Origin of the sequence: Sphingorhabdus profundilacus (genome assembly GCF_009769755.1) — a bacterium.
Classification (GTDB): domain Bacteria; phylum Pseudomonadota; class Alphaproteobacteria; order Sphingomonadales; family Sphingomonadaceae; genus Sphingorhabdus_B; species Sphingorhabdus_B profundilacus.
The window spans coordinates 89257-110945 of record NZ_SDWJ01000002.1; the positions used below are offsets into that span (position 1 = coordinate 89257).

General features: G+C 53.0%; 14 protein-coding genes and 1 tRNA gene. 7 read left to right on the forward strand and 8 right to left on the reverse strand.

Features of this window, described 5'->3' with window-relative positions; genetic code table 11:
- Positions 1-44: 44 nt before the first annotated feature.
- Complete coding sequence (purC, locus tag EUU23_RS08185) at positions 45-824, forward strand: phosphoribosylaminoimidazolesuccinocarboxamide synthase (RefSeq protein WP_160353675.1); 780 nt, start codon at positions 45-47, stop codon at positions 822-824.
- Between the two features lie 6 nt (positions 825-830).
- Entirely contained in the window at positions 831-3719 is a 2889-nt protein-coding gene (locus EUU23_RS08190) for an insulinase family protein (RefSeq protein ID WP_160353676.1), read from the forward strand.
- 23 nt (positions 3720-3742) lie between these two features.
- On the opposite strand, the gene EUU23_RS13970 is transcribed toward EUU23_RS08190, so the two are convergent.
- A complete protein-coding gene (locus EUU23_RS13970; protein WP_179956534.1) occupies positions 3743-3895 on the reverse strand; it encodes a hypothetical protein in 153 nt (50 codons plus the stop codon).
- Between the two features lie 181 nt (positions 3896-4076).
- On the opposite strand from EUU23_RS13970, the gene purS reads away from it, so the two are divergent.
- Complete coding sequence (gene purS / locus EUU23_RS08195) at positions 4077-4310, forward strand: phosphoribosylformylglycinamidine synthase subunit PurS (RefSeq protein WP_160353677.1); 234 nt, start codon at positions 4077-4079, stop codon at positions 4308-4310.
- Positions 4310-4975 carry a phosphoribosylformylglycinamidine synthase subunit PurQ gene (gene purQ, locus EUU23_RS08200; protein ID WP_160353678.1) on the forward strand — a complete coding sequence of 222 codons (666 nt, stop codon included), beginning with the start codon at positions 4310-4312 and terminating at the stop codon, positions 4973-4975. Before purS ends, purQ begins: the two co-directional genes overlap by 1 nt.
- Here purQ and EUU23_RS08205 read toward each other — a convergent pair.
- A complete protein-coding gene (locus EUU23_RS08205; protein WP_160353679.1) occupies positions 4928-5332 on the reverse strand; it encodes a hypothetical protein in 405 nt (134 codons plus the stop codon). The two genes, purQ and EUU23_RS08205, sit on opposite strands and share 48 nt — an antisense overlap.
- The gene (locus tag EUU23_RS08210) at positions 5332-6063 is read right to left on the reverse strand and encodes a queuosine precursor transporter (protein WP_160353680.1); all 732 of its coding nucleotides are present in this window, start codon (positions 6061-6063) and stop codon (positions 5332-5334) included. Before EUU23_RS08210 ends, EUU23_RS08205 begins: the two co-directional genes overlap by 1 nt.
- A 59-nt stretch (positions 6064-6122) precedes the next feature.
- Between EUU23_RS08210 and EUU23_RS08215 the strand changes: the two genes are divergently transcribed.
- Positions 6123-6199: transfer RNA gene (locus EUU23_RS08215), tRNA-Arg, on the forward strand.
- 66 nt (positions 6200-6265) lie between these two features.
- Here EUU23_RS08215 and EUU23_RS08220 read toward each other — a convergent pair.
- Together EUU23_RS08220 and EUU23_RS08225 are read right to left on the reverse strand one after the other, a co-directional pair.
- Positions 6266-7204: a Brp/Blh family beta-carotene 15,15'-dioxygenase gene (locus EUU23_RS08220; RefSeq protein ID WP_160353681.1), complete on the reverse strand. Its 939-nt coding sequence runs from the start codon at positions 7202-7204 to the stop codon at positions 6266-6268.
- Positions 7205-7210: 6 nt separating this feature from the next.
- On the reverse strand, positions 7211-7972 hold the full coding sequence (locus EUU23_RS08225) for a bacteriorhodopsin-like (protein ID WP_160353682.1): 762 nt from the start codon (positions 7970-7972) through the stop codon (positions 7211-7213).
- 192 nt (positions 7973-8164) lie between these two features.
- Between EUU23_RS08225 and EUU23_RS08230 the strand changes: the two genes are divergently transcribed.
- Positions 8165-8779, forward strand: coding sequence for a PAS domain-containing protein (locus EUU23_RS08230; RefSeq protein ID WP_160353683.1), 615 nt, complete (start codon positions 8165-8167; stop codon positions 8777-8779).
- Between the two features lie 468 nt (positions 8780-9247).
- A complete protein-coding gene (locus tag EUU23_RS08235; protein ID WP_160353684.1) occupies positions 9248-9613 on the forward strand; it encodes a hypothetical protein in 366 nt (121 codons plus the stop codon).
- 145 nt (positions 9614-9758) lie between these two features.
- Here EUU23_RS08235 and EUU23_RS08240 read toward each other — a convergent pair whose 3' ends face one another.
- The 3 genes from EUU23_RS08240 to EUU23_RS08250 all read right to left on the reverse strand — a co-directional run bounded on the left by EUU23_RS08240 (position 9759) and on the right by EUU23_RS08250 (position 21689).
- Positions 9759-10895, reverse strand: a complete 1137-nt coding sequence (locus tag EUU23_RS08240; RefSeq protein WP_160353685.1) for a TIGR03032 family protein — start codon at positions 10893-10895, stop codon at positions 9759-9761.
- A 172-nt stretch (positions 10896-11067) separates the two neighbouring features.
- Entirely contained in the window at positions 11068-19569 is an 8502-nt protein-coding gene (locus EUU23_RS08245; RefSeq protein ID WP_160353686.1) for an autotransporter outer membrane beta-barrel domain-containing protein, read from the reverse strand.
- 653 nt (positions 19570-20222) lie between these two features.
- On the reverse strand, positions 20223-21689 hold the full coding sequence (locus EUU23_RS08250) for a carotenoid oxygenase family protein (RefSeq protein WP_160353687.1): 1467 nt from the start codon (positions 21687-21689) through the stop codon (positions 20223-20225).

A 21689-nucleotide genomic window follows, 5' to 3' on the forward strand; every position in this document is an offset into this window, starting at 1 on the left:
TCGTTGCCGGGGCATATCATTTCAAGATAAGTCAGGGACCATATATGACCCGCCGTCGCAAAATCTATGAAGGCAAGGCCAAGATCCTTTATGAAGGTCCTGAACCAGGCACGCTCATCCAATATTTCAAGGACGATGCGACTGCATTTAATGCCCAGAAAAAGGGAACGATTTCGGGCAAAGGTGTCATTAACAATCGGGTTTCCGAACATGTTTTTACCCGGCTTTCGCACATCGGCATCCCGACCCATTTCATCCGTCGCCTGAATATGCGCGAACAACTGGTGCGTCAGGTCGAGATCGTTCCCATTGAGGTCATTGTTCGGAATGTGGCAGCAGGTTCATTGTCGAAGCGGCTCGGCATTGAAGAAGGCACACCACTGCCCCATACCCTGCTGGAATATTGCTATAAAGACGACAGTTTAGGTGACCCTTTGGTCGCCGAAGAGCATATTGCCTGTTTCGGTTGGGCCACGCAGGAAGAAATGCAGGACATCAGTTCGATGGCCATCCGCATTAACGATTTCATGTGCGGCATGTTTGCCGCCATCGGAATTCGTCTTGTTGATTTCAAATTAGAATTCGGCCGATTGTTCGATGGCGATTTTTCGCGGATCATTCTGGCGGACGAAATCAGTCCCGATGGCTGCCGTTTGTGGGACATTGAAACCGGTGAAAAGCTGGATAAGGATCGGTTCCGTCGTGATTTGGGCGGCGAAGCCGAAGCCTATCAGGAGGTTGCGCGCCGTTTGGGGCTTATGCCCGACGAAAATGAAGGTGCGGTTCTCGACATGGTTAGCCACCGTCTTCGCAAGGGAAAATAGTCAGGAGTGCTAAAACAGGGCGTTACGCGATTAGCGGCATCGGTGCTTTTGCTGTTTGCTGTTCCAGTCATTGCTGCTTCGGACAGAGCCCCTGTTGGGGCCGAGCGTACCGCGCCCTGGAATGCAGAGACTAGCGATCTCGAGCCTGACAAAAGCATTGTATACGGCATGCTGCCCAATGGGCTCCGCTATGCCATCCGGCACAACCAGCGGCCTCAGAATCAGGTCATTGTGCGGATGGCGGTCGATTTTGGGTCGGCGGCGGAAAGTGATGATGAGCAAGGCCTTGCCCATTTTATCGAACATATGGCCTTTAATGGAACAACCCACGTTCCCGAAGGGGAAATGGTCAAAATGCTCGAACGGTTGGGCTTGTCATTTGGCGCGGATACCAACGCGTCGACTGGCTATACCCAAACCCAGTATAAACTCGACTTGCCGCGTGCGGACGCCGCGTTAATCGAGCGCGCACTTTTTCTGATGCGCGAAACAGCCAGCGAGGTCCTGTTTGATCCAAAATCTGTCGATGATGAACGCGGAATTGTGATTGCCGAAAAACGGGAACGTGAAAATTTCGGCTTTCAAAGTGCGCGGGCCGCCAATGACCTGTTCTATCCCGGTACTTTTTACGCCAAGCGCTACCCCATCGGCCAACAGAATATTCTGGAAACTGCACCATCGGAACGGATGCGTGCGCTCTACAAAAAATGGTACCGCCCTGACAGGACGAAAATCATCATCGTCGGCCCCGTCGATGTCGCTGCAATTGAACAGGAAATTGTCCGTAAATTCGCCGACTGGAAAAGCGACGGTCCCGCATTGGCCGATTTCGACACGTGCACTATTGATACAAAAAGGGGCGCTTCCTCCGGATATTTTGTCCATCCCAAGATAGGCGAGGCGATTAGCATACAGCAATTCATTCCGGATCGACGACGTCCTGATACAATTGAACGGGCCTTGATAGAACTGAAAATGCAGATTGCATCCTCGATCATTGGTCAACGAATGAGCCGCAGATCACGCGAGAATGACGTGGCTTTCCTAGGCGGTGGAACCAGTTTTGAAATTGGGTTTTGCGACCAATATGCACGTATCGGCTTTGGTGCGTCTGGTAAGGATGGAAGCTGGCGCGAGTTATTGCCCTTTGCAGAGCAAATCGTCCGCCAGGCATCACAATATGGCTTTAGCGACGCCGAAATTGCCGAGCAGGTGAAACGGCTCGATTCGGCTTATGATAATGCTGCGAAAGGCGAGACCACCAAAGCCAGCGTTGCTTTTGCGAACGAACTGGCAGGACTGGATGACGATGTGTTGAATTCCGCAGTCTATCGCCGGTTACTATGGCTGCAACTGCGCCCATTCATGACAAAAGCGTCAATCACTGAAGCTTTTTCCCATTGGTTTGGCCAGCTCGACCGGCCTATCATATATTACACGACAAAAAAGGATGAGGGCTTGACGTCCGAACAGCTGCTCACTCAATTTGCATCCAGCCGCAGCGTCCCGGTCTCTCCACCGGCGGAACGGCGGGAACAGGCATTTGCCTATACCGACTTTGGGCCTGCCGGTGCGGTGGTCAGCGATCACATTATCGCAGACCTTGGGATCCGCACCATCCGCTTTGCAAATGGTGTGATGCTCAACATCAAAAGAACAGATTATGAAGATAACAGGTTGCGCTATTCGCTGCGTATCGACGGCGGCGAGTTGTATTTTGGAAAAGATCACGCGCCGCTGGCCGCGCTGATGTCCGGTGCCTATGTGTCAGGCGGGCTCGTGGCCCATGATATTGAGGATTTACGTACATTATTGGCGGGCACAACGGTGTCAGCAACGTTCAGCGTCGCCGATGAATATTTTGGCGGTTCAGGCTCGATTGCGCCGGAGGATCTCGAGCGCCAGTTGCAGGTGATGGCTGCTTTCACAAAATACCCGGGTTATTCAGAAAATGCGCTGCGCCTGTTCCGGCGGCCGTTGCCTGAATTTTATGCCAGACTCGATGCGACGCCCAATTCGGCCATGGGCGTTTCTGCGATCAAAATCATGACCGACAGCGACCCCCGTTTCACAATTGCCCCGCTTGAAACGATGCAAGAAATTGATTTTTCATTGCTTAAATCCATTTTGGGAGATGCACTGCTAAAAAACCGGCTGGAAATCGCTGTGGTGGGTGACATTGATGAGGACGCCACAATTGCAGCTGTTGCCCGCACATTTGGCGCTCTTCCACCGCGTAATCCAGACGAAAACCGCTTGGACGACCAGCGTAGAACGGCGTGGAGCAAGGCCAGCGGAAGTTTCGACATCCCGCATATGGGGGAAGCCAACCAAATGGGATGGCGCAGAATATGGACGACAACTGACGATAGCGACCAGAAAACAAGTCAAGGACTCGATCTTCTGGCGCGGGTCATCACTTTACGTCTGACCGATGAACTGCGCGAAAAACTGGGCGCTACCTATGGAGGTGGGGCCAGTTCCTTTATGTCGAGCGTCTATCCCGGTAGGGGTACGTTCACGATAAACACCAATGGCGACCCGAAAGACCTGCAGGCAATTGAGGCAACCGTCGATGCCATCATCGCAGAAATTAGAGCAAAGCCTGTTGAGGCAGACCTTTTTGAGCGGGCACGCAAACCAGTCCTGGAAAGCTATACCGACTGGAAAAAGCAAAATGGCACATGGATTGGCGTTGCTTCTGTCGCGCAGAGCAAGCCTGAAAGATTAGAGCGTTTTCGAAAAAGCGAAGGACTCTTCAAGGCGATAACGCCCGACGATATATGGCAATTGGCAAAAATCTGGATTGGAAAGCCTGCCCAATTTACGTTTCGGGCTTTGCCTGATGAATTGACCAGCAAGAACGAGGTGCCACAGGCAGCAACGCGAAAATAGCGCGCGATTTTATAGACGGGAAGTTATCCTTTGGTTTTGTAACCGCACACGATTCCAAGAATGAATGCGATAAACAATCCCAGCTGAACCTCGTCATTGGGCGTACCGCTCCAGCCGAGCATTTCATGCCCGAAAGCGAAAAGTCCGATAAACATCGCAGTTGCCAATCCAACCATAGGTTCCTCCGAACAGCGCAATTGCCTCCACGAACCAATTGTGGAGCATGCACTTACACCAATTACCCTCAATACAGCATTGCCCTTCTTGGTTAAATTCTGGTTATCATGCACCTGCCCCCTTGCTTCAAATTGCGCGCAATCTATAGGAAGCGGACGGCAAGCTACACAGGTGAGTTCCATGAAAACCCGCGTCTTCGTTACCTTGAAAAATGGCGTGCTTGATCCGCAAGGCAAAGCCATTCATCACGCCATTGAAAGCCTCGGTTTTTCAGGCATACATGATGTGCGCGCAGGTCGACTCATTGAAATTGAACATGAGCCGGGGCTGTCCCGAACGGACCTTGAGTCTATGTGCAGCAAATTGCTGGCCAATTTGGTTATCGAGAATTTTGAAATCGAACAGGCCGCCTGATGCACGCGGCGGTCATCCAGTTTCCCGGCTCCAATTGCGATCGAGATATGGCCGTTGCTGTTCAGCAGATTATGGGCGCGCGCACCAGCCTGATATGGCACGGCGAAGCAGAGCTTCCCGATAACCTTGATTTAATCGCGATACCCGGCGGGTTTTCCTATGGCGATTATCTCCGGTCCGGCGCGATGGCGGCGCGATCTCCGGTTATGCAGTCGGTTATAGCGGCGGCTTCGCGTGGGGTGCCGGTGCTGGGTGTGTGTAATGGGTTCCAGATTTTAACGGAAGCAGGACTGCTACCGGGCGCCCTGATGCGGAATGCGGGCATTCGTTTTGTTTGCCGAACGGTTCAGTTGAAAGTCGAAAACAGCCAATCGATTTTTACCAGTCAATATGAAAATGGGGAACAGATTGCCATTCCCGTTGCCCACCATGACGGCAATTATTTCGCCGATTCCGAAACACTTGATCGCCTTGAAGGTGAGGGCCGCGTGGCATTTCGCTATGCAGAATCTGTAAATGGTTCGGCGCGCGATATCGCGGGCATTTTGAACAATGCAGGTAATGTGCTTGGCATGATGCCCCATCCCGAACGCATGATCGAACCTTTGCAAGGCGGATCAGACGGGCGCCGGCTCTTTGAAGCTCTCATTCGCGAGATCGCTTGAATCGGCTGGCCTGTTTTTGTCTTTTTTAGGCTGCGGCGGAAACAGAAACCGACCCAGCACCATGATAATCGTCGGCCAGAACATGGTATTATAAAGATCATGAACAGCCGCATCGATGGTTGATTCACCAGGAGCAACCCCGTGAAAATCGGCATATTCATTAAACAATTCGGCGATTAACACGATCAGCCAGCACCATGGACTATCGGGTCGTCGACGCAATATGATGGCCGATACGAACAAAATCAAAATCGACCCGTGAATATGCATCGCGTCGTTGGTCAGACCAACAAAATCGATGAGCGAGATTTTAAATACGATCCATTGATCGGCCAATTTCTGGAGAATTTCTAGCATCACACTTTCGTTTTGAACGGGGAGAAATCAGTGTTCTCGTCAAAAATATCGACGCCTTCCTTATGTTTTAGCCAGCCGACAACAATATAGGTTAGCGGCGTCAGCACCACTTCCCAACCCACTTTTAACAGCCAGTTGGTTATCATGACAATAAACACCTGCTCGTTGGTCCACGCGCCCCAAAAGGCGAGCGGGTAGAAAATCAAGCTGTCCACGCCTTGACCAACGATTGTAGAGCCAATGGTTCGTGTCCACAAATGCTTGCCTGCGGTCCATATCTTCATCCGCGCCATCACATAGCTGTTGACGAATTCACCGGCCCAAAATGCGATGATCGAGGCAGCTACAATGCGCCAGACCTGTCCGAACACAGCTTCATATGCCGCCTGCCCTTCCCAGCCGGGGGCAGGTGGTAAAGCGACAACGACCCAGCTCATAAATGCCATGAATACCAGACCGGCAAAGCCCGCCCAGATCACGCGGCGCGCACGGGCAAAGCCGTAAACTTCTGTCAATACATCGCCGATGACATAGCCAAGCGGGAAAAACAGAATCCCTGCGCCAAAAACCCACTGCTCCCCACCTATGGAAAGCACGGCAGGTTTGGCTGCACCAATGACATTGGATAGCAGCAACACCGCGACAAAGGCGGCCATGACAAAATCATAATAGCGAAAATGTCGCCCGCTGACTGCGTTGGCGCTTTCGGTCAAAATCGGTGTGTCTTGCATGATAGTGCCATAAGCCGCTTTGCAGGCGCACGCAAAGTGGTTATTGCGCTACACAGCGCGCGCCCTTAGCTCAGCTGGATAGAGCGCGAGACTTCTAATCTTGAGGCCACAGGTTCGACTCCTGTAGGGCGCGCCAATTTTTTGCTTTTGGCTGATATAGTCACTGCCGCATAAAGTTGCTGCACTGACACGAATTCCAGTCTTAGCGGGAATGGCGCGACGCAAATTGCTCAAGCAAAAAATGCGGAACCGTCAGGGTGGAAATCAAAACAAAGGCCGCGCGGATGACGCCTTCCTCTATTGAAAGCGGGTCATGTGCAACAAATAGCAGGACACCGAGCCCAATAGAAAGTGCGAACACTATCAAAATTATCATCGCCTTTTTGGGTGGCGCAATCATACCGGTTTCGCGCATGGCATCGGCCATATGCCGTGGTGAATGTAAACCGCAGAAAAAAATGGCAAATGCGATCAGGGGCGGCAGGAATAGTGCTGCGATCAAGCAAGTGGCAACATCGACCGCTATTTTTTTATCCCCATGAAGATAGGACCAGTGAGCAAAAACGATACTGCCCAATGCAGCTGGAATTGACGAGCACGCCAAAAGCGCAGCAATTATCCCGCCCCCTTCATTGCCGGTCAGCACTTCAAATATCGACGCGACGGCTTGTGGATGGGACAAGGCGGGCAATGCCACCAGCGCCCATCCAACCATCAACGCCAAAAAGGGTTCAGACCGACCGCGCCAGTCCAAACTGAAATGCACGACCGATATCACCAGAAATGAAATTAGGGCGAGACTTGGAAGCTGAAACCACAACAGCACCATAGACAAGGCGCAGGTTCCGTAGATCGCGACAATCAATGCCCTCCCTGCAAAGCTGGCCTGTCCGAACCGCAATGCCGCGATTTCGACGTCAAGTGTGCCGTGCGGTATACCGGCCAAGACGATCATAGCGGCTGCTATCGCCGTCATATGTTCGCTGTCCAAACCAATCCATATTATATTGGCTAAGATCAAAAGGCAGGTCAGAATTGGTAAAGCCCAGAAACGCAGCGCAGGAATAAGCGTTGCGTTTCTGGATCTCGTAAGGTGCATCAACGGCATGATGAACGGGTGATCATCAAAGCCGTCTGCCATGGCCGGTCATGCGTGGGCCGGATCGCCATATTCGACTTGCGACTTGCGCGTGGCGATCATGTAAATCAAAATACCGACGCCTGCCTTGGCAATCACATCGGCAATAGTATAGCCCACCTGAACACCGACAATGACATTGGACCCGCTTAAACTGGTATACGGGATCATGTACACAATCGGGTAAAAACCCCAAGATGCAAATGTCAGCAAACGGGCTTTTTTGACCAATTCACGCACGCTTTCCGGTTGGCTGTTAATGGAAGCACCAAGACCGGCGAATAGCTGCCACATAATGTAGACAAAGGGTATGGCCGACAAGGTTCCCCACAATATCCGGGTCGGTATATCGGTCGCGATTTCACCGGGATAACCAAGGACAATCATCAATGCCGCAGCCGCGCCCAATTTGGTCGCCTTTGAAACGGTTTCTTCTGCGCTAAGGCGCATGACCAGAATAAGTTCAATCAGCAGCAGCGGGACGGTTAGCAACCAGTCAACGTAGCGATAGGCATCATTAAAGGCATAGCCTGATGCAACAACGACACCGTTCTTGATGTCATATGCGCTCTGCCAGCTTTCGAAAATACGGAAATAATGATAAGCGGCAATGGCGCACACAAGCCCCGATATGGTCAACGCCGTCTTGTAGGCGTGGCCTACCTGCGAACGGCCGAACCACAAGAATAATGTTGCGGCTGCCATAGTGGCAAATGTGAACGAAAATGCGTTATAGACCAGCGAATATTGGCCAAATGATAATTCCTGCATTATATTTCCCCTTTCCTGTCCCAGGCTGTAACCTTGGGTGGCGGGAGGGTACGCCTCGTCCTCAATCGGACAACCTACACCTTATACCATGTTTTACCGATATTGGAGCGACTCGATAAAGAGAGCAGACCATTAATATAATGAGGCGTCTCGACGCATTTTGCGGTGCCTTAAAAATGGGAGACAGCAGCAATGGTCGTTACAGGCCGTGCCAAAAAGCGTCTTGATGCAATGATCGCTCACAGCCCGATTGCGTCGGTAATCAGCAATCCGAGATTGAAAGATAACCCGATAATTGCATGCAATAGCGCTTTTATTGAATTGACCGGATATTCAGCGGACGAGATTATTGGTCGCAATTGTCGCTTTTTGGCGGGTCCTGCAACCGAGCCTTGGCTCACAGAAACAATTCGCAGCGGCGTTCGGCGGCATTCTTCGGTTCTGGTTGAAATCTTAAATTACAAACGCAACGGTACGCCTTTTCGAAATGCCGTTCTGGTCGCACCGACATTTGACGAAGATGGAGAGTTGGAGTTTTTCTTGGGCTCGCAGGTCGAATTGGTCCCCGATGCGCCGACCACTTATGCAAACCGCCGAATGGCTGCAGCATTGGCCGTAAAGAGGTTATCGCGCCGCCAGCGCGAGGTTTTGGCAGAAATGGCGATTGGGCATTTGAACAAGCAAATCGCCCATAGCCTCAGCCTGAGTGAGCAGACTGTGAAAATGCACCGGGCGCTACTTATGACCCGACTCGGTGCGGCAACAACTGCGGACGCGATTCGGATCGCGGTCGAAGCAGGGCTTTAGGTAATATCAGATTCCGTGCAGATTACATTCGGTGGGGCGATTGGAGTGCCTGCACTTGCCTCGAAATATCTGATATTATTTACTTAATATTGATCGCAGAATTACCCGCATTGCACCAATCGCGTCAAAACCTTCAGGTGTGCGTCAACTGCATTTTCCATCTTTACATACATAGTATTACTACTTATAAAGAGCGCAGACAGATTTGGTGTCAATAGTTCTGAATAAGCTTTGCTGATTTGGGAATGTTGGTGCCAATCCAGCCCGCTATGGTTCCCCATTAATTCCATGGCGGGCTGGTCGATCCGAATGGGCGCAAGCCCATTCACCTTCCTAGTGGTCGTAACATTACTTGGATGGCACGATATCTCCGGATATCTGCCATCCATTTTTTTGTAAAATGAAAATTCCAGCTAGCCTTTTTTAAGTGATCGCTCCTGATATGAAAAACTTAAATCGGATTTGTTCATGCGGTTAAGTCTGGATCTTGTCCTTATGATGGGGGCGTTGCTGAATGGCTTTGGCGCGGTCAAACTGTTTGCCTCGTCATTTCCCAAAGTGGACACGCAGCATAGACCGGACGATTATTGGCAACTGCGACTATTTGTCGCTGGAACCGCGATGGTTTTCGGGTTGACGTATATATATCTCTATTACAATCCTGTATTTGTCTGGCCGTTTTTACTCTTCGGTGCGGCACTAAAGAGCTGGGCCTTCTTTCTCAGCCTTTATCTGCTGATTTTTGGTCGCCTATCAAAAAAGGCTTTTATCGAGTTCGGACTGACAAACGGCGTCGTTGCAACCGCATTCTGGATATTTCTGTCGACATTATAGAGGTGCGAAACGGCCCAATGTCCGTTGTCGTTTGAAGCCGAACCAGGACCACAGATGGCTATGTTGAGCCATAAACACATAGATATCATCGTCGAGGCGTCAAAATGGCTTCAAAGCTCGACGACAATATCTATGCGTTCATATCCTAGCTTATCGGGGGAAGGCTACTACCTTCCCAGGTCAGGAAATTCATAATCTCAGGTGACGTTGGGCTAAGTGCCATAGGACATGCTATCCCTGGTAATATTTCAACATCGTATAACTCGGCCACCGCACCGTCGATGCGGAACCATTCTACGCAAGTGCCCCGTTTTATATCGATGATTTGAATTCCGCACCAAGGCTCACTGTCCGCCGCCTTCAGCTTTTCATCGAGCGGTAAACCTTCAAAGCGTTCATAGCGGGGTTTGGAAAGGCCTACAAAAGCAAGATCACCGTGGAATGCCAATCCACGGGCAAAGCCTGGGCAGAAAACACGTGGGACGAATTTGCCTTTCCCGCTCGCCGCACCTTCAATGACGCCCAATTCCCCGGTCCCGGAATTAAGCACCCAAAGTTCACCATTATGGACGCGCGGCGAATGCGGCATTGATAACCCGTTGCAAATCACCTTGTTCTTTTTAACGTCAATGACGATGCCGCCATCTGATCGGCGATCACGCCAGCCGTCGATAGTGTCCGATTTGCTTACCGCGGTGACATAGACAGGTTCGCCATTTTCCATAGCCAACCCGTTGAGGTGGCAGCGGTCTTCCTTCACCAAAGCGGAAACAAAATCGGGCTTCCACAACATTCTAAAGCTGTGCTTGGGATCAGTTGTCGCTAGGCAATTAAATTGGGTGTTTACAAAAATAAGGTCACCATTGGACGCCACACCGACATCATGCGCGTCCAGTTGACCTGTGACATGCACATCACGCGGGACGAAGCAGGCATCAAAAAGGGTATTCACACGTTCATGCGCTGCCAAAGGGTTGTGGAACGTCATCAATTGATAACCCGATGACAAGGACAGCGTTCCGTTGGCGTCAAAGGAAAGGCCCATTGGCTTGGGAATACCTGTCTGGTGCAAATGTGCGCCCTGGTTGTTCCGACCCAACATATAAAGCAGACCAGACTGATAGGATGTGAACGCGACCGAAATATTGAGCCGGGCCAATAGAGCGACCAGCCCGCCGGACTGCGAATATTTCACGCTATTGGTCGACGGCGACGAACTTTCAGATGTCACCGGCTGAGGTGCGGTCTCTTTCTGGACTTTAATCTTCGATTTGCTAACCATTGGGAATCTCCAGCTTGTTTAATATTCGTCTGGCAACGGCCATAACGAGGGTCGAAACACAACCGGACGAACCGCGTCCTCTTCAGGAACACAGGCCGCCCCGCCGCATAAATATTTCAAAGTCTGAAATGTGGCGCGGTGCGATATGCTAACCCGCGCCACAATATCAAAATTACCAGTTAAAACGCAGACCGACCTTGCCGGTTCCAGCTGTGGTTTTCTGGTCTATGCCGAATTCAACATCTGCATCGACGAAAATTTCGGTCTGTTTTGCTACCGTCAGCGTCGTACCAAAGCCGATATCGACCCAGGTTTTCTTCGGCTCGAGTTTACCAATAGACTGGCCTGCGATGGTTGATGAAACATCCGCCCCTAATAAATTGTGCCACAAATTGGTCTTCAGATAACCACTGAATAGGCCACCTTCGGTGCTGTATTTCTCATCCTTAGTCGTTTTCAAACGGAAACCTACACGACCGATAATGCTGTCTTCGATAGCGACTTTGTTCAAAATCTCGTCGCTGTCGATCGCTCCATCAAACTTGTTGTTGCCGTAAATGACTTGCAATTGAGGTTCAAAAGCCAAGCGTCCGCCCAGTTTTAGTGACTTGCCCATTTCAAGCGAGCCCAAGAAAGTGCGCCCTTCTGTTTTGAGCTTTGTACCATTTGCCGCATTTGCTGCAGCGTCAAGGAAACTCGCTTGTACCACAGCATTTGCGTACCATCCGGTTGAGCCATAATAAGTACCATAAAGACCGGTTAACCAACCTTTGCTTTTCGAACCTCCGGAACGACGAGCTACATCTTGGAATATATTTGTGTCGGAAGAACTGCCGTCGGCATAACCAGCGTAAACTCCGGCGAAGGCCGCCGACCCGTTGCCGCTAATTTTGCGGACAAAATCCAGACCCATTTGCATTCCCGTGATGGAACCGTTCGATTTGACCTCGCCCAGCTCTTTCGATGCCAAGCGATCACGGAAGCCCTTGCCTATGAATCTGCCCCAAAGCCCGCTTACTCCGCCACTTTGATAGTCACGTTTGGCAATATGTTCCTGCTCACCTACACGCTCTTGCAAAGTGCCAAGAAAGGTCATCGAGATGTCATCACTCAACCGTGCGAGTGACAGGGTGGTCGCAGCAATGTCGCTGAGACCAACTGTACGCAGATACCAATCTTGATCATTCGGATCGGCAATACCACCGAGGAAAAGATCGTAACGGAAACCGCCAACTTGCAGGTCACCGCCTGCTAATTGTAGAGCATCAGCGCTGGACGTTCCACCCACTTGCACGAGTTTAATGCCGTCACCGACTGTCAAGCCGCCTACACCGCCAACATTGTTGATCGCTACAAGACCGGTGCCGCTAACATTCCCGCCGATGATTAACAAGTCGGTCGGGGAGTTATCTGCGCCGATTACTGTATCGATAGTTGTTTGACCACCGGCATTGGTAAAGTTGCCGCTGACATTCAGCCTGTCTCCAGCCTTTCCTGCAGCGCCACTCAAATTGACCAGACCAGCATTGGAGAGGTTACCGATAATACTTACATTTGCATTTCCGGCGGCATTTCCAACGAGCAATGTTCCACCTTTGGCGACTACCATATTGGCCGTAATCGCTAAGTTGTTCGATGAATCGAGCGTTCCGCCATTACTAGTTGTTATCGCCCCTGCTGTGATTGCCGCATCGCTAAACCTGACCCGGCCAGCATTGATATTGACCGCTTCCCAATTTGTTACACGGGCGCCGACCAGATCATAGGTTCCGGCACCGTTCAGGTTGAGCGTATCGACAAAACCATCTGCAGCCGAGATATTGTCACCGCCATCTAAAGCAGTGATCGTTGCGAAAGCCGCCGTATTATCTATCAGGAAATTTGCGGTATCACTGCCATTGCCGAGCCGGATTGTACCGTTAATCAGCGTTCCCTTGGCAACATTGAGAACGCTATCGCTTTCGTTATTCGAAATCGCAGCACCCGAAGCAGCAGAAACCTCCGCAGTTGCAGCAAGGCTAATCGTTGTCAGCTTGCCCGCGTTGCCAAAGGTCGCAATACCCGCACCTGTGCCGCCGATGATCTTGCCGGTAACAGACAGGGTGGAGGCGCCGGTCCCCTTATTATCAGCCAATATGCCGTTAATCGCGCCCTTTGCATCCTTGGCAGCAACCGAAAGTGTCGTTGCCGATGCTCCATTGAGCACGGCGATACCGTTCGCGGTCGCGCCGTTAACGGAACCGATTGATGTAACGGAGGATGCACCATTACCATTGTTGGTCGCAATGATACCGTCGATTGCGCCGGTAACATTGGCAGCCTCTATGGTGAGGTTTGTAGTGCCTGCGGTGTTGTTGGCGAAGATACCCGCCAATGTAGTTCCTGTTACATCGCCTTTGGCCTTAATTGTCGTTGAGGCCGGAGCAGCCGCAGATCCGACACCATTGTTGGTAACAAAAATACCGAAGTCATCGCCCCGCACAACATTGGCATCGACCAGGATAGCAGTGCCTTCGGCATCGTTCACAACCGAGATGCCATCTGCCGTGGTGCCCGTCACTGTGCCCTTGGCCGTGACGGAAGTAACACCTGAACCATTGTTGACCGCATCAATGCCGGAGAGCGAACCGGTAACAGTGCCTGTGCCCGAACTCGCGTCGATTGTGAGCGAGCCTGCTGTCGCGGCGTTGAAGGCGTTGATGCCGTCGCCTGCGCCGCCGGTTACATTACCCTTGGCAAGGACCGAAGTCGCGCCATTTCCGTTGTTTACTGCAATGATACCGAAGCCACCGGTACCGGTAGCATTGGTTGCATCAACCGACACCGCACCGCCAATAGCGGTGTTCGAAACCACAATGCCGTTCAAAGCACCAGTGACTGTGCCTTTTGACGTCACGCTCGTATCACCAGTACCGTTGTTGCGGGCAAATATGCCATCAACTCCGCCCGTGACATTATTCGCACTAACCGTCAGTGCGCCTGCGGTTGCAGCATTTGACGCGTAGATGCCATAAGTTGTACCGGTCACATCGCCTGACGCGCGAACCGACGTTGCACCATCGCCATTGTTCACCGCTACGACCCCAATGCCATTGGAACCGGTGACAGTGACCGCATCGACCAAAAGTGCACCGCCGGCAGTGGTGTTGAATACAGCGATACCGTTAGACGCACCGATGACAGTACCCTTTGACGTTACACTGGTGTCGCCATTGCCGCTATTGCTTGCCGAAATACCATTGCCGCCACCACCGGTGACATTGACCACATCGATGGTGAGGTTATCGGTATTTGCCGCGTTACTGGCAAGAATACCGGTTTGCGTGGTTCCGGTGACATCGCCCCTCGCCTTGATTGTGGTCGATGCAGGAGTACCAGCTGATCCGGTGCCATTATTTGTGACGACGATACCGAATTGTTCACCCTTAACCACATTGGCGTCAACCAGAATGTCAGTGCCCAAGGCGGTGTTGACGATAGAGATACCGTCTACGCCCTGACCGGTCACTGTGCCGTCAGCCTTTACCGAGGCCGCGCCTGCTCCATTATGGATAACACTTATACCAAAACCGGAACCCGTTACATTATTCGCACTGACCGTCAGTGCGCCAGCGGTGGCCGCGTTGTTTGCATAGATGCCGTCACCTGCGCCGCCGGTCACATCGCCCTTGGCCACGATCGAAGTCGCGCCATCGCCGTTGTTCACCGCGATAATTCCAAAACCAGCGGTGCCTGTGACATTGTTTGCGTCAACCGACACTGCACCGCCATTGGTGGTGTTTGAAATCACGATGCCGTTCAACGCACCTTTGACTGTTGTGGTAGTGCCTGAAGATTTCACGCTTGTGTCGCCATTGCCGGTGTTACGGGCAAATATGCCATCGAGGCCACCGGTCACATTGGCAACATCAATCAAGAGATTGTCGGTGTTCGTGCCGTTCAACGCAAAAATACCAGCCTGGTTGGTTCCGGTAACGTCGCCCTTTGCCTTGATGGTCGTCGATGCAGGCGTCGCCGCCGATCCGGTGCCGTTATTTGTGACGACGATACCAAACTCGTCCCCCTTCACAATATTGGCATCGACCAGAATATCGGTACCCTCGGCATCGTTGACGACCGAGATACCGTCGGTGTCCGTGCCGGTCACTGTGCCGGTCGACGTGACCGAAGTCGCGCCTGCACCATTGTTCACCGCGCTGATGCCCGAGTTGGAACCGGTCACATTTTTTACGCTGATGTTGAGCGCACCGGCCAGTTCATCATTGAGCGCATAAATACCGTCGCCTGCACCGCCGGTCACATCACCGGAGGCCAAAATCGTGGTAATACCCGCACCATAATTTGTCACCAGAAGGCCATAGCCGTCCAAGCCGGTCACATTGGCAACATCAACCGTCACCCCGTTACCGGCGTCGGTGTTGGCCGCAAATATCCCGTTGTTCCCGCCTGTTACCGTGCCGGTGGACTTCACATTGGTATAGCCACTGCCGTTGTTGATCGCGCCAATGCCGTCAAGCGCGCCCGTTACATTCACCGCCTCAATTTTGAGATTGGCAGAATTACCACCGCCGACCACCGCAATACCAAAGGCAGTTTCGCCCGTCACATTGCCCTTTGCTATCACAACCGTGTTACCGGAACCAATATTCGTCGCAAGGATGCCGGTCGTCTTGCCGGTGACCGCCGCAACGTCAATCGTCAGGTCATTCGCATCCAGAAGATTGAGCGCGTTGATGCCATCATCGGTACCGCCGTTGACCAGACCATCGGATGTAATGGTCGTGTCGCCGGTGCCAAAGTTGATCGTGTTGATCCCCTGATAGCCGCCACTGACATTTTTGACATTAACCGTCAGGTCGGTCTGCTCCGTCCCGTTGCGCGCCAATATGCCATAAGTGCCGCCGCTTACCGTACCCGATGACGACACCGTCGTCGAACCCACTTCCGCGCTATAGTTGAACGCGGTTACGCCGTTCACGCTGCCCGACACATCGGCAACGGTAATCGTCAGATCCTGGGCACTGCGGCCATTGGCTGCAAAGATACCGTCGCCGGCCTTGGCCGTGATAACACCGTCCGATGAAATGATGGTATCGCCCGCGCCATAATTGATCGCAAAGATACCGTTGCCGACCGCGCCGGCCACCGCAGGGTCACCCACGGTGATGTTCTTAGCAACAATGGTCAGGCCCTTTGCGGTGTCGTAATTATACGCCTCGATCCCGTCATTATTGGCCGTAATCGTGCCACTAACGGTGATCGTGGTAAAGCCGGACCCGCGGTTTTCCGCATCAATACCGTCCGCAGCCGCCTTCACATCAACCGCCGTCACCTCAAGATTGATCGCAGAGGAATCATTATAGGCGCTGATGCCGTCACTCGCCAGTGATTCCACCAATCCGGTCGAGACCACTTTGGTCGAGCCTGTGCCATAATTGGCGGCAAAAATACCTTGATAGGTCGTCCCCTTGGCATTTTTGGCCGTAACCGACACGTCCGTTCCGGTACCATAGACGCTGTTGAACGCAGCAATACCAACCTGTCCGCCAACAACATCGCCCCTGGCGATCACATCGGTTACGCCGCCGCCATTGTTGAACGCCAATATACCGACGCCGCCCACGCCGCCGGTCGCATTGTTGGCATCGATGAACAACCCGCCCAAGGAAGACACATCATTATACGCATTGATGCCGGTAACCCCGCCGGTCACCGTACCAGTGGAGGTGACGCGCGTTACGCCCGTGCCGTCATTGCCGACCAATATACCATTGGCCGCCGTGCCGGTGATATTGTTGACATTAATTGTCACGTCCGACCCGACATCGGTATTAAACGCGACAAGGCCATTGGCCCCGCCGGTGATTGTTCCGGTACCCGTTACCGTGGTCGTGCCGGTGCCGAGATTACGGGCCGAAATGCCGTTAAAGCCACCTGTCACATCGCCCGAGCTGACCGACAGATTGACCGTACCCAGACCGTTCGAAGCAAAAATACCGTTTAAATCCCCGCTCACCTTGCCTGAAGACACAAGCGTGGCCGATCCGCCCGCATCATTGACAAAGTTGACGCCGTTCACCGCGCCCTTCACCTCGCCGGTGCCGGTTACATTGACCGAGCCGGTCAAATCGCCGGTCGCGGCGCCCTTGGTCAGGTTCACCCCGTGCAAGCCGCCCTGCACCAGGCCGGTCACGGTCACATCAATAACACCATTACCTTCATTAACCGCATTGATCCCGTTGATCGCGCCGGTCACATTATTGGCATTGATCGTCACATTCTTCGCCGTCGCGCCATTGAACACTTCGACGCCATTGCCGGTCTTGCCCACAACTGTGCCGGTACTTTCTAGAAGAGTATTTCCCACACCTTGATTGTCGACAAAAATACCATCATCGCCGCCGGTTACGGAGGCAACATTTAAGGCCGCGCCTAAGGTTTTTTCACCATTGTACACAAAAATACCGTCGCCGTTGACGCCTTCCACTGCGCCGGCGATGACGAGCGTTGTCGAACCCGCACCGTAGTTTTGAGCATAAATACCGCTGTTCCCGCCCGTGATAGTCGGCACAGCGACGCCACCCACAACTTCCGACACTTTGGTCGAAGTGATGGTCAAGCCAGTTCCTGCCGTATCACCCGATGCGGCCGTGCCGCCTGTATTTTCCCCATTATAGGCCAGAATACCATTATAGAGGCCCGTGGCATAGCCAGCACCGCCAGCGACCACACCGCTAACCGTGATGTTCGTAATACCCCCTGCGCCTTGATTATCCACTTCGATCCCGTTAAGCGCGCCGGTTACATTATTGGCATTGACCGTCATATTCTTCGCGGTCGCACCATTGTACACATCAATGCCATTGCCGGTCGTGCCAACGACGGTGCCGGTGCCCGATACGATTGTGTTGCCCGTGCCCACATTGTTCGCGTCGATACCGTTCACACCGCCAGTGACATCACCGCCCGAAACAATGACGTCGGTTCCGACTGCACTGTTGATGGCAAAAATACCAGTGGTGCCGCCGCTAACCTTGCCGGTCGAAACCAGATTGATCGCACTCGCGCCATTGTTGTTGATAGCAGAAATGCCGTTAACTGTTCCCGTTACAGACCCACCATCTACAACCGTCACCACGCCGTTCACATCTGCTGTGTTCAATCCGTTGATGAAGCTTACACCGGTAACACCTGAAATGTCGCCATTCACCGTTACGCTTGCGGTCCCGCTGCCCAAGGACACGGCAGAAATAGCCGTCGTCGCTGCCGTGATATCACCGTTGAGAGTGAGCTTCGCATTCCCAGTGCCGCCATTCTCAAGATTTATAGCACTATTTGCTCCCGTGACATTACCGCCAACAGCCAGCGTCACTGTCGCATCAAGATTTGCATCCGTGTCGCCATTGGACAGGTTTATACCATGATCGCCGCCCGCGATGAGGCCGTTTACGGCGATGTTAGTCAATCCACTGCCGCCATTTAGAATGTTTATAGCATTTTCACCCGCAGACACATCCTTTACAGAAACCGAAACGCCCTGCGTATTCTCTCTGGCATCGACATAAACACCATTGAACGCGCCTGTAACCAACCCGGTCGAGGTAACCGTAGTCACGCCCGTGCCACCGTTGATTGCACGAATACCGATATTTGCGCCCGTGACATTGGCTACATCAATCGTAAGGTCGGTCGTGTTCGGGTTTGCGTTCAACGCATCAATGCCGATAGAGCCACCATCAGTTGCTGTGACATCTCCAGTCGCAGTGATCGATGTCTTGCCGCCACCCGCACCTCTATTCGAAACAACGATACCAAAATCGTCACCTGTAACGCTATTGGCCACAATCAAAAGATCGGTCGCGCTGGAGCCATTTAAGTTCGTGGCCGCAATGCCAGCGCCGGCGGTTGAGCTGACTGCACCACTTGCATTGATAACCGTCGAGCCCGCCCCACCATTCTGCACATTTATAGCATCACTAAAATTAGCCGTACCTGTCGCAGACACATCCTTTACAGAAACCGAAACGCCCTGCGTATTCTCTCTGGCATCGACATAAACACCATTGAACGCGCCTGTAACCAACCCGGTCGAGGTAACCGTAGTCACGCCCGTGCCACCGTTGATTGCACGAATACCGATATTTGCGCCCGTGACATTGGCTACATCAATCGTAAGGTCGGTCGTGTTCGGTCCATTCTGTGCATCAATGCCAACACCGGCTAAACCCGTAACCGCCTGCGTGGCAGTAATGGACGTAGCACCTTTTCCGCCATTATTTGCGAGGATGCCATTATTTGCGCCGATTGCAGCCGTAATGTCGATATTCAAATCCGTTGCATCAGGGCCATTTGTTGCTTCAACCGCTGCATTATCGCCGACGATGCCGACGCTCGCCTCAATATTCAGCGCCCCTGTCCCGTTGTTCACATGCTTCACGCTGTCGAACGGTGGCGGAGTATCAATCACCACATTCACATCCTGCGCCATCGCCTCCGAAGGCACCGCCATCGCGCCACCAAAGGCGAGTGCGGCGGCCATCGCGGCGACCGAAACAGACTGCAAATGACCGACTTGCGGCGCGTAGCTGGCGACCTGACCCTTCCATTTTGTCATGCGACCTCCGCGAAGCATGATGGAGGTGAAGCCGGCGCGCGCTTTTGATTCGATATTCATTTGCTTTTCTTTTCCTGACTTTGGCGTCGAAATGACACGGATTTTTGATAGTGATGCTATGGTTATTAAATAGCATAACTATGTATGTCAACTTGGCGCGTTTAGGAAATCACCGGCAAAGGGGCGCGTGGGTGGTTGTCTTTGATAGAAAGATGAATTTTTTGGGAGGTTCGGCGACCATGCGCCTTACTCCCCCTCCCGCTTGCGGGAGGGGCTGGGGGAGGGTGTGTCGGCGAGGCCCACAAGGCGGACCTGCGGCCCGCCCCCTCCCCTAACCCCTCCCGCAAGCGGGAGGGGGAAAGGCCCCTATTTTTCGTCCTAAGGAAAAAGGGAATAAGGAGGAAAGGGATTGGGTTCGCGCGAAGGCGCGAAGGCTTTATTCTAATTTCTCCGCGAACTCCGCGGAGAGAGTTTTAAAACACCGTCACCCTTGAGCCGAAGGCGTGCGGAGCACAATTTATTTCACCTCCGGTGACTGCGTTTCAGGGTCTTATTTTTCAACGTCGAAGTACTAAGACCCTGAAACAAGTTCAGGGTGACGGGGTTGGGGGTTCAGGTTAACGGGGGATTGGGGAATTGGGGTTCAGGGTGACGGGGTGGGTGCGGGTTTAGTAGATTTCTCCCTCCCCGTAGTCGGGAGGGTATTTTGGCCCTCAGCCGTATTTCCGCAAATCTTGCCGCTCGACCCAATGGGCGTGGGTGCCGCTTGATATCTTATGCGGCAAAGCGATGCGGCAGACGGGGCCTTCGGAAAACCGTTTGCAGTCGATCAGGATACATTCCGACGTGCCGCGGTTTTCGTCGATCACGAAACTGACCAGATAACCGTCATCCTCTTGCTTGGCATTGGTGCGCGGGGCGAAGGGGGCTTCGCTGCCGTAACGCCCTTCGTCCAGCATCACCTGTTCGGATGCACCGGTTTCCAGATCATGCTTCACAAAACCATTGAAGAGGAACCAGCCCGGCTTCGACGTGGTGCTATAGGCATAGCGGTATGGAAGGCCCAGATAGCGCTGGTTCATCATGCCGAATTCGAGGATGCGGTCATCAAGCCGTTCCTCTTTCGTGGTCCCGTCCGCCAGATTGAAACGCCAGCGGTGCAGCTTGGGTTTGAAGCTATGCTCATCCACATAGGCCATCATATGGGCATATTCGCCCGCGCTTTCGATGGGCGGCGGATAGGGGTCTTCTTCGAAATAGCCGTCGAGGATGACTTCGTCGCCCTCTTCATAGGCGTTGATGAAATGCAGGACGAATGTGGGGTCGGCTTCGAACCAGCGAATGTCTTCGGGCTGGCCATAGCGCGGGATCAGCGCAAAGCGGGACGGCAGTCCGTCATGCAGGCGCGTGACGTGCACATCGCGCTTCAACAATTCTTCGTCCCAGAACAGCGGGAAGTCGCACAGGATCGACCAGTTCGGTGTGAACATCATATCGTGCGGAAGGCGCGGTCCCGGCAATGGAACAGGAACATAATGCGCCAGCTTTCCATCAGGACCGACGACGCCATAATGCATATAGGGCGCATGTTTCGAATAGTTGAAGAACAGCAATTCGCCCGTGCGCTCATCCACCTTGGGATGGGCCGATATGCCATCGAGCGGAACCCAGGATGCGACACCCGACTGGTCCAGCGTTTCGGGGTCGAGAACATACCCCTCCCCACATTGGTAGAAGGTCGACACGGCCTTTCCTGCATGGACGATGATGTCGGTGCTGGATGAATCCTTGAGCCCGCCATGCGCCCCAAAGCCGGGGCGCTTGGATGTGCCGGTGCGGTCCATCAGCCCACCCCAAAGCGAGCCGCCTGCGTCCTGCTCCGCCGCGAAGCAGCGGGTGCGGACGAAACGGTTGCGGTAACTTGCCTTGCCGCCCGAAAAATCGATCTGGTGGATCATGCCATCACCATCAAAGGGGTGATAACGGCCGAGTGGCTGATGCAACTGGTTTTCGGTGTTGCGTAAATAGATGCCGCCAATATCGTCCGGAATGGCCCCTTCGATCACGTCGAGGTCGAACGCGGTCACCTCCTCATGCTGCGGGGTCCATGCCCCGTTCAGATAAGGGTGGTTGCTGGGCTGCAGCGTGGCGTTGATGGGCGGCAATTTTTCGACGAGCAT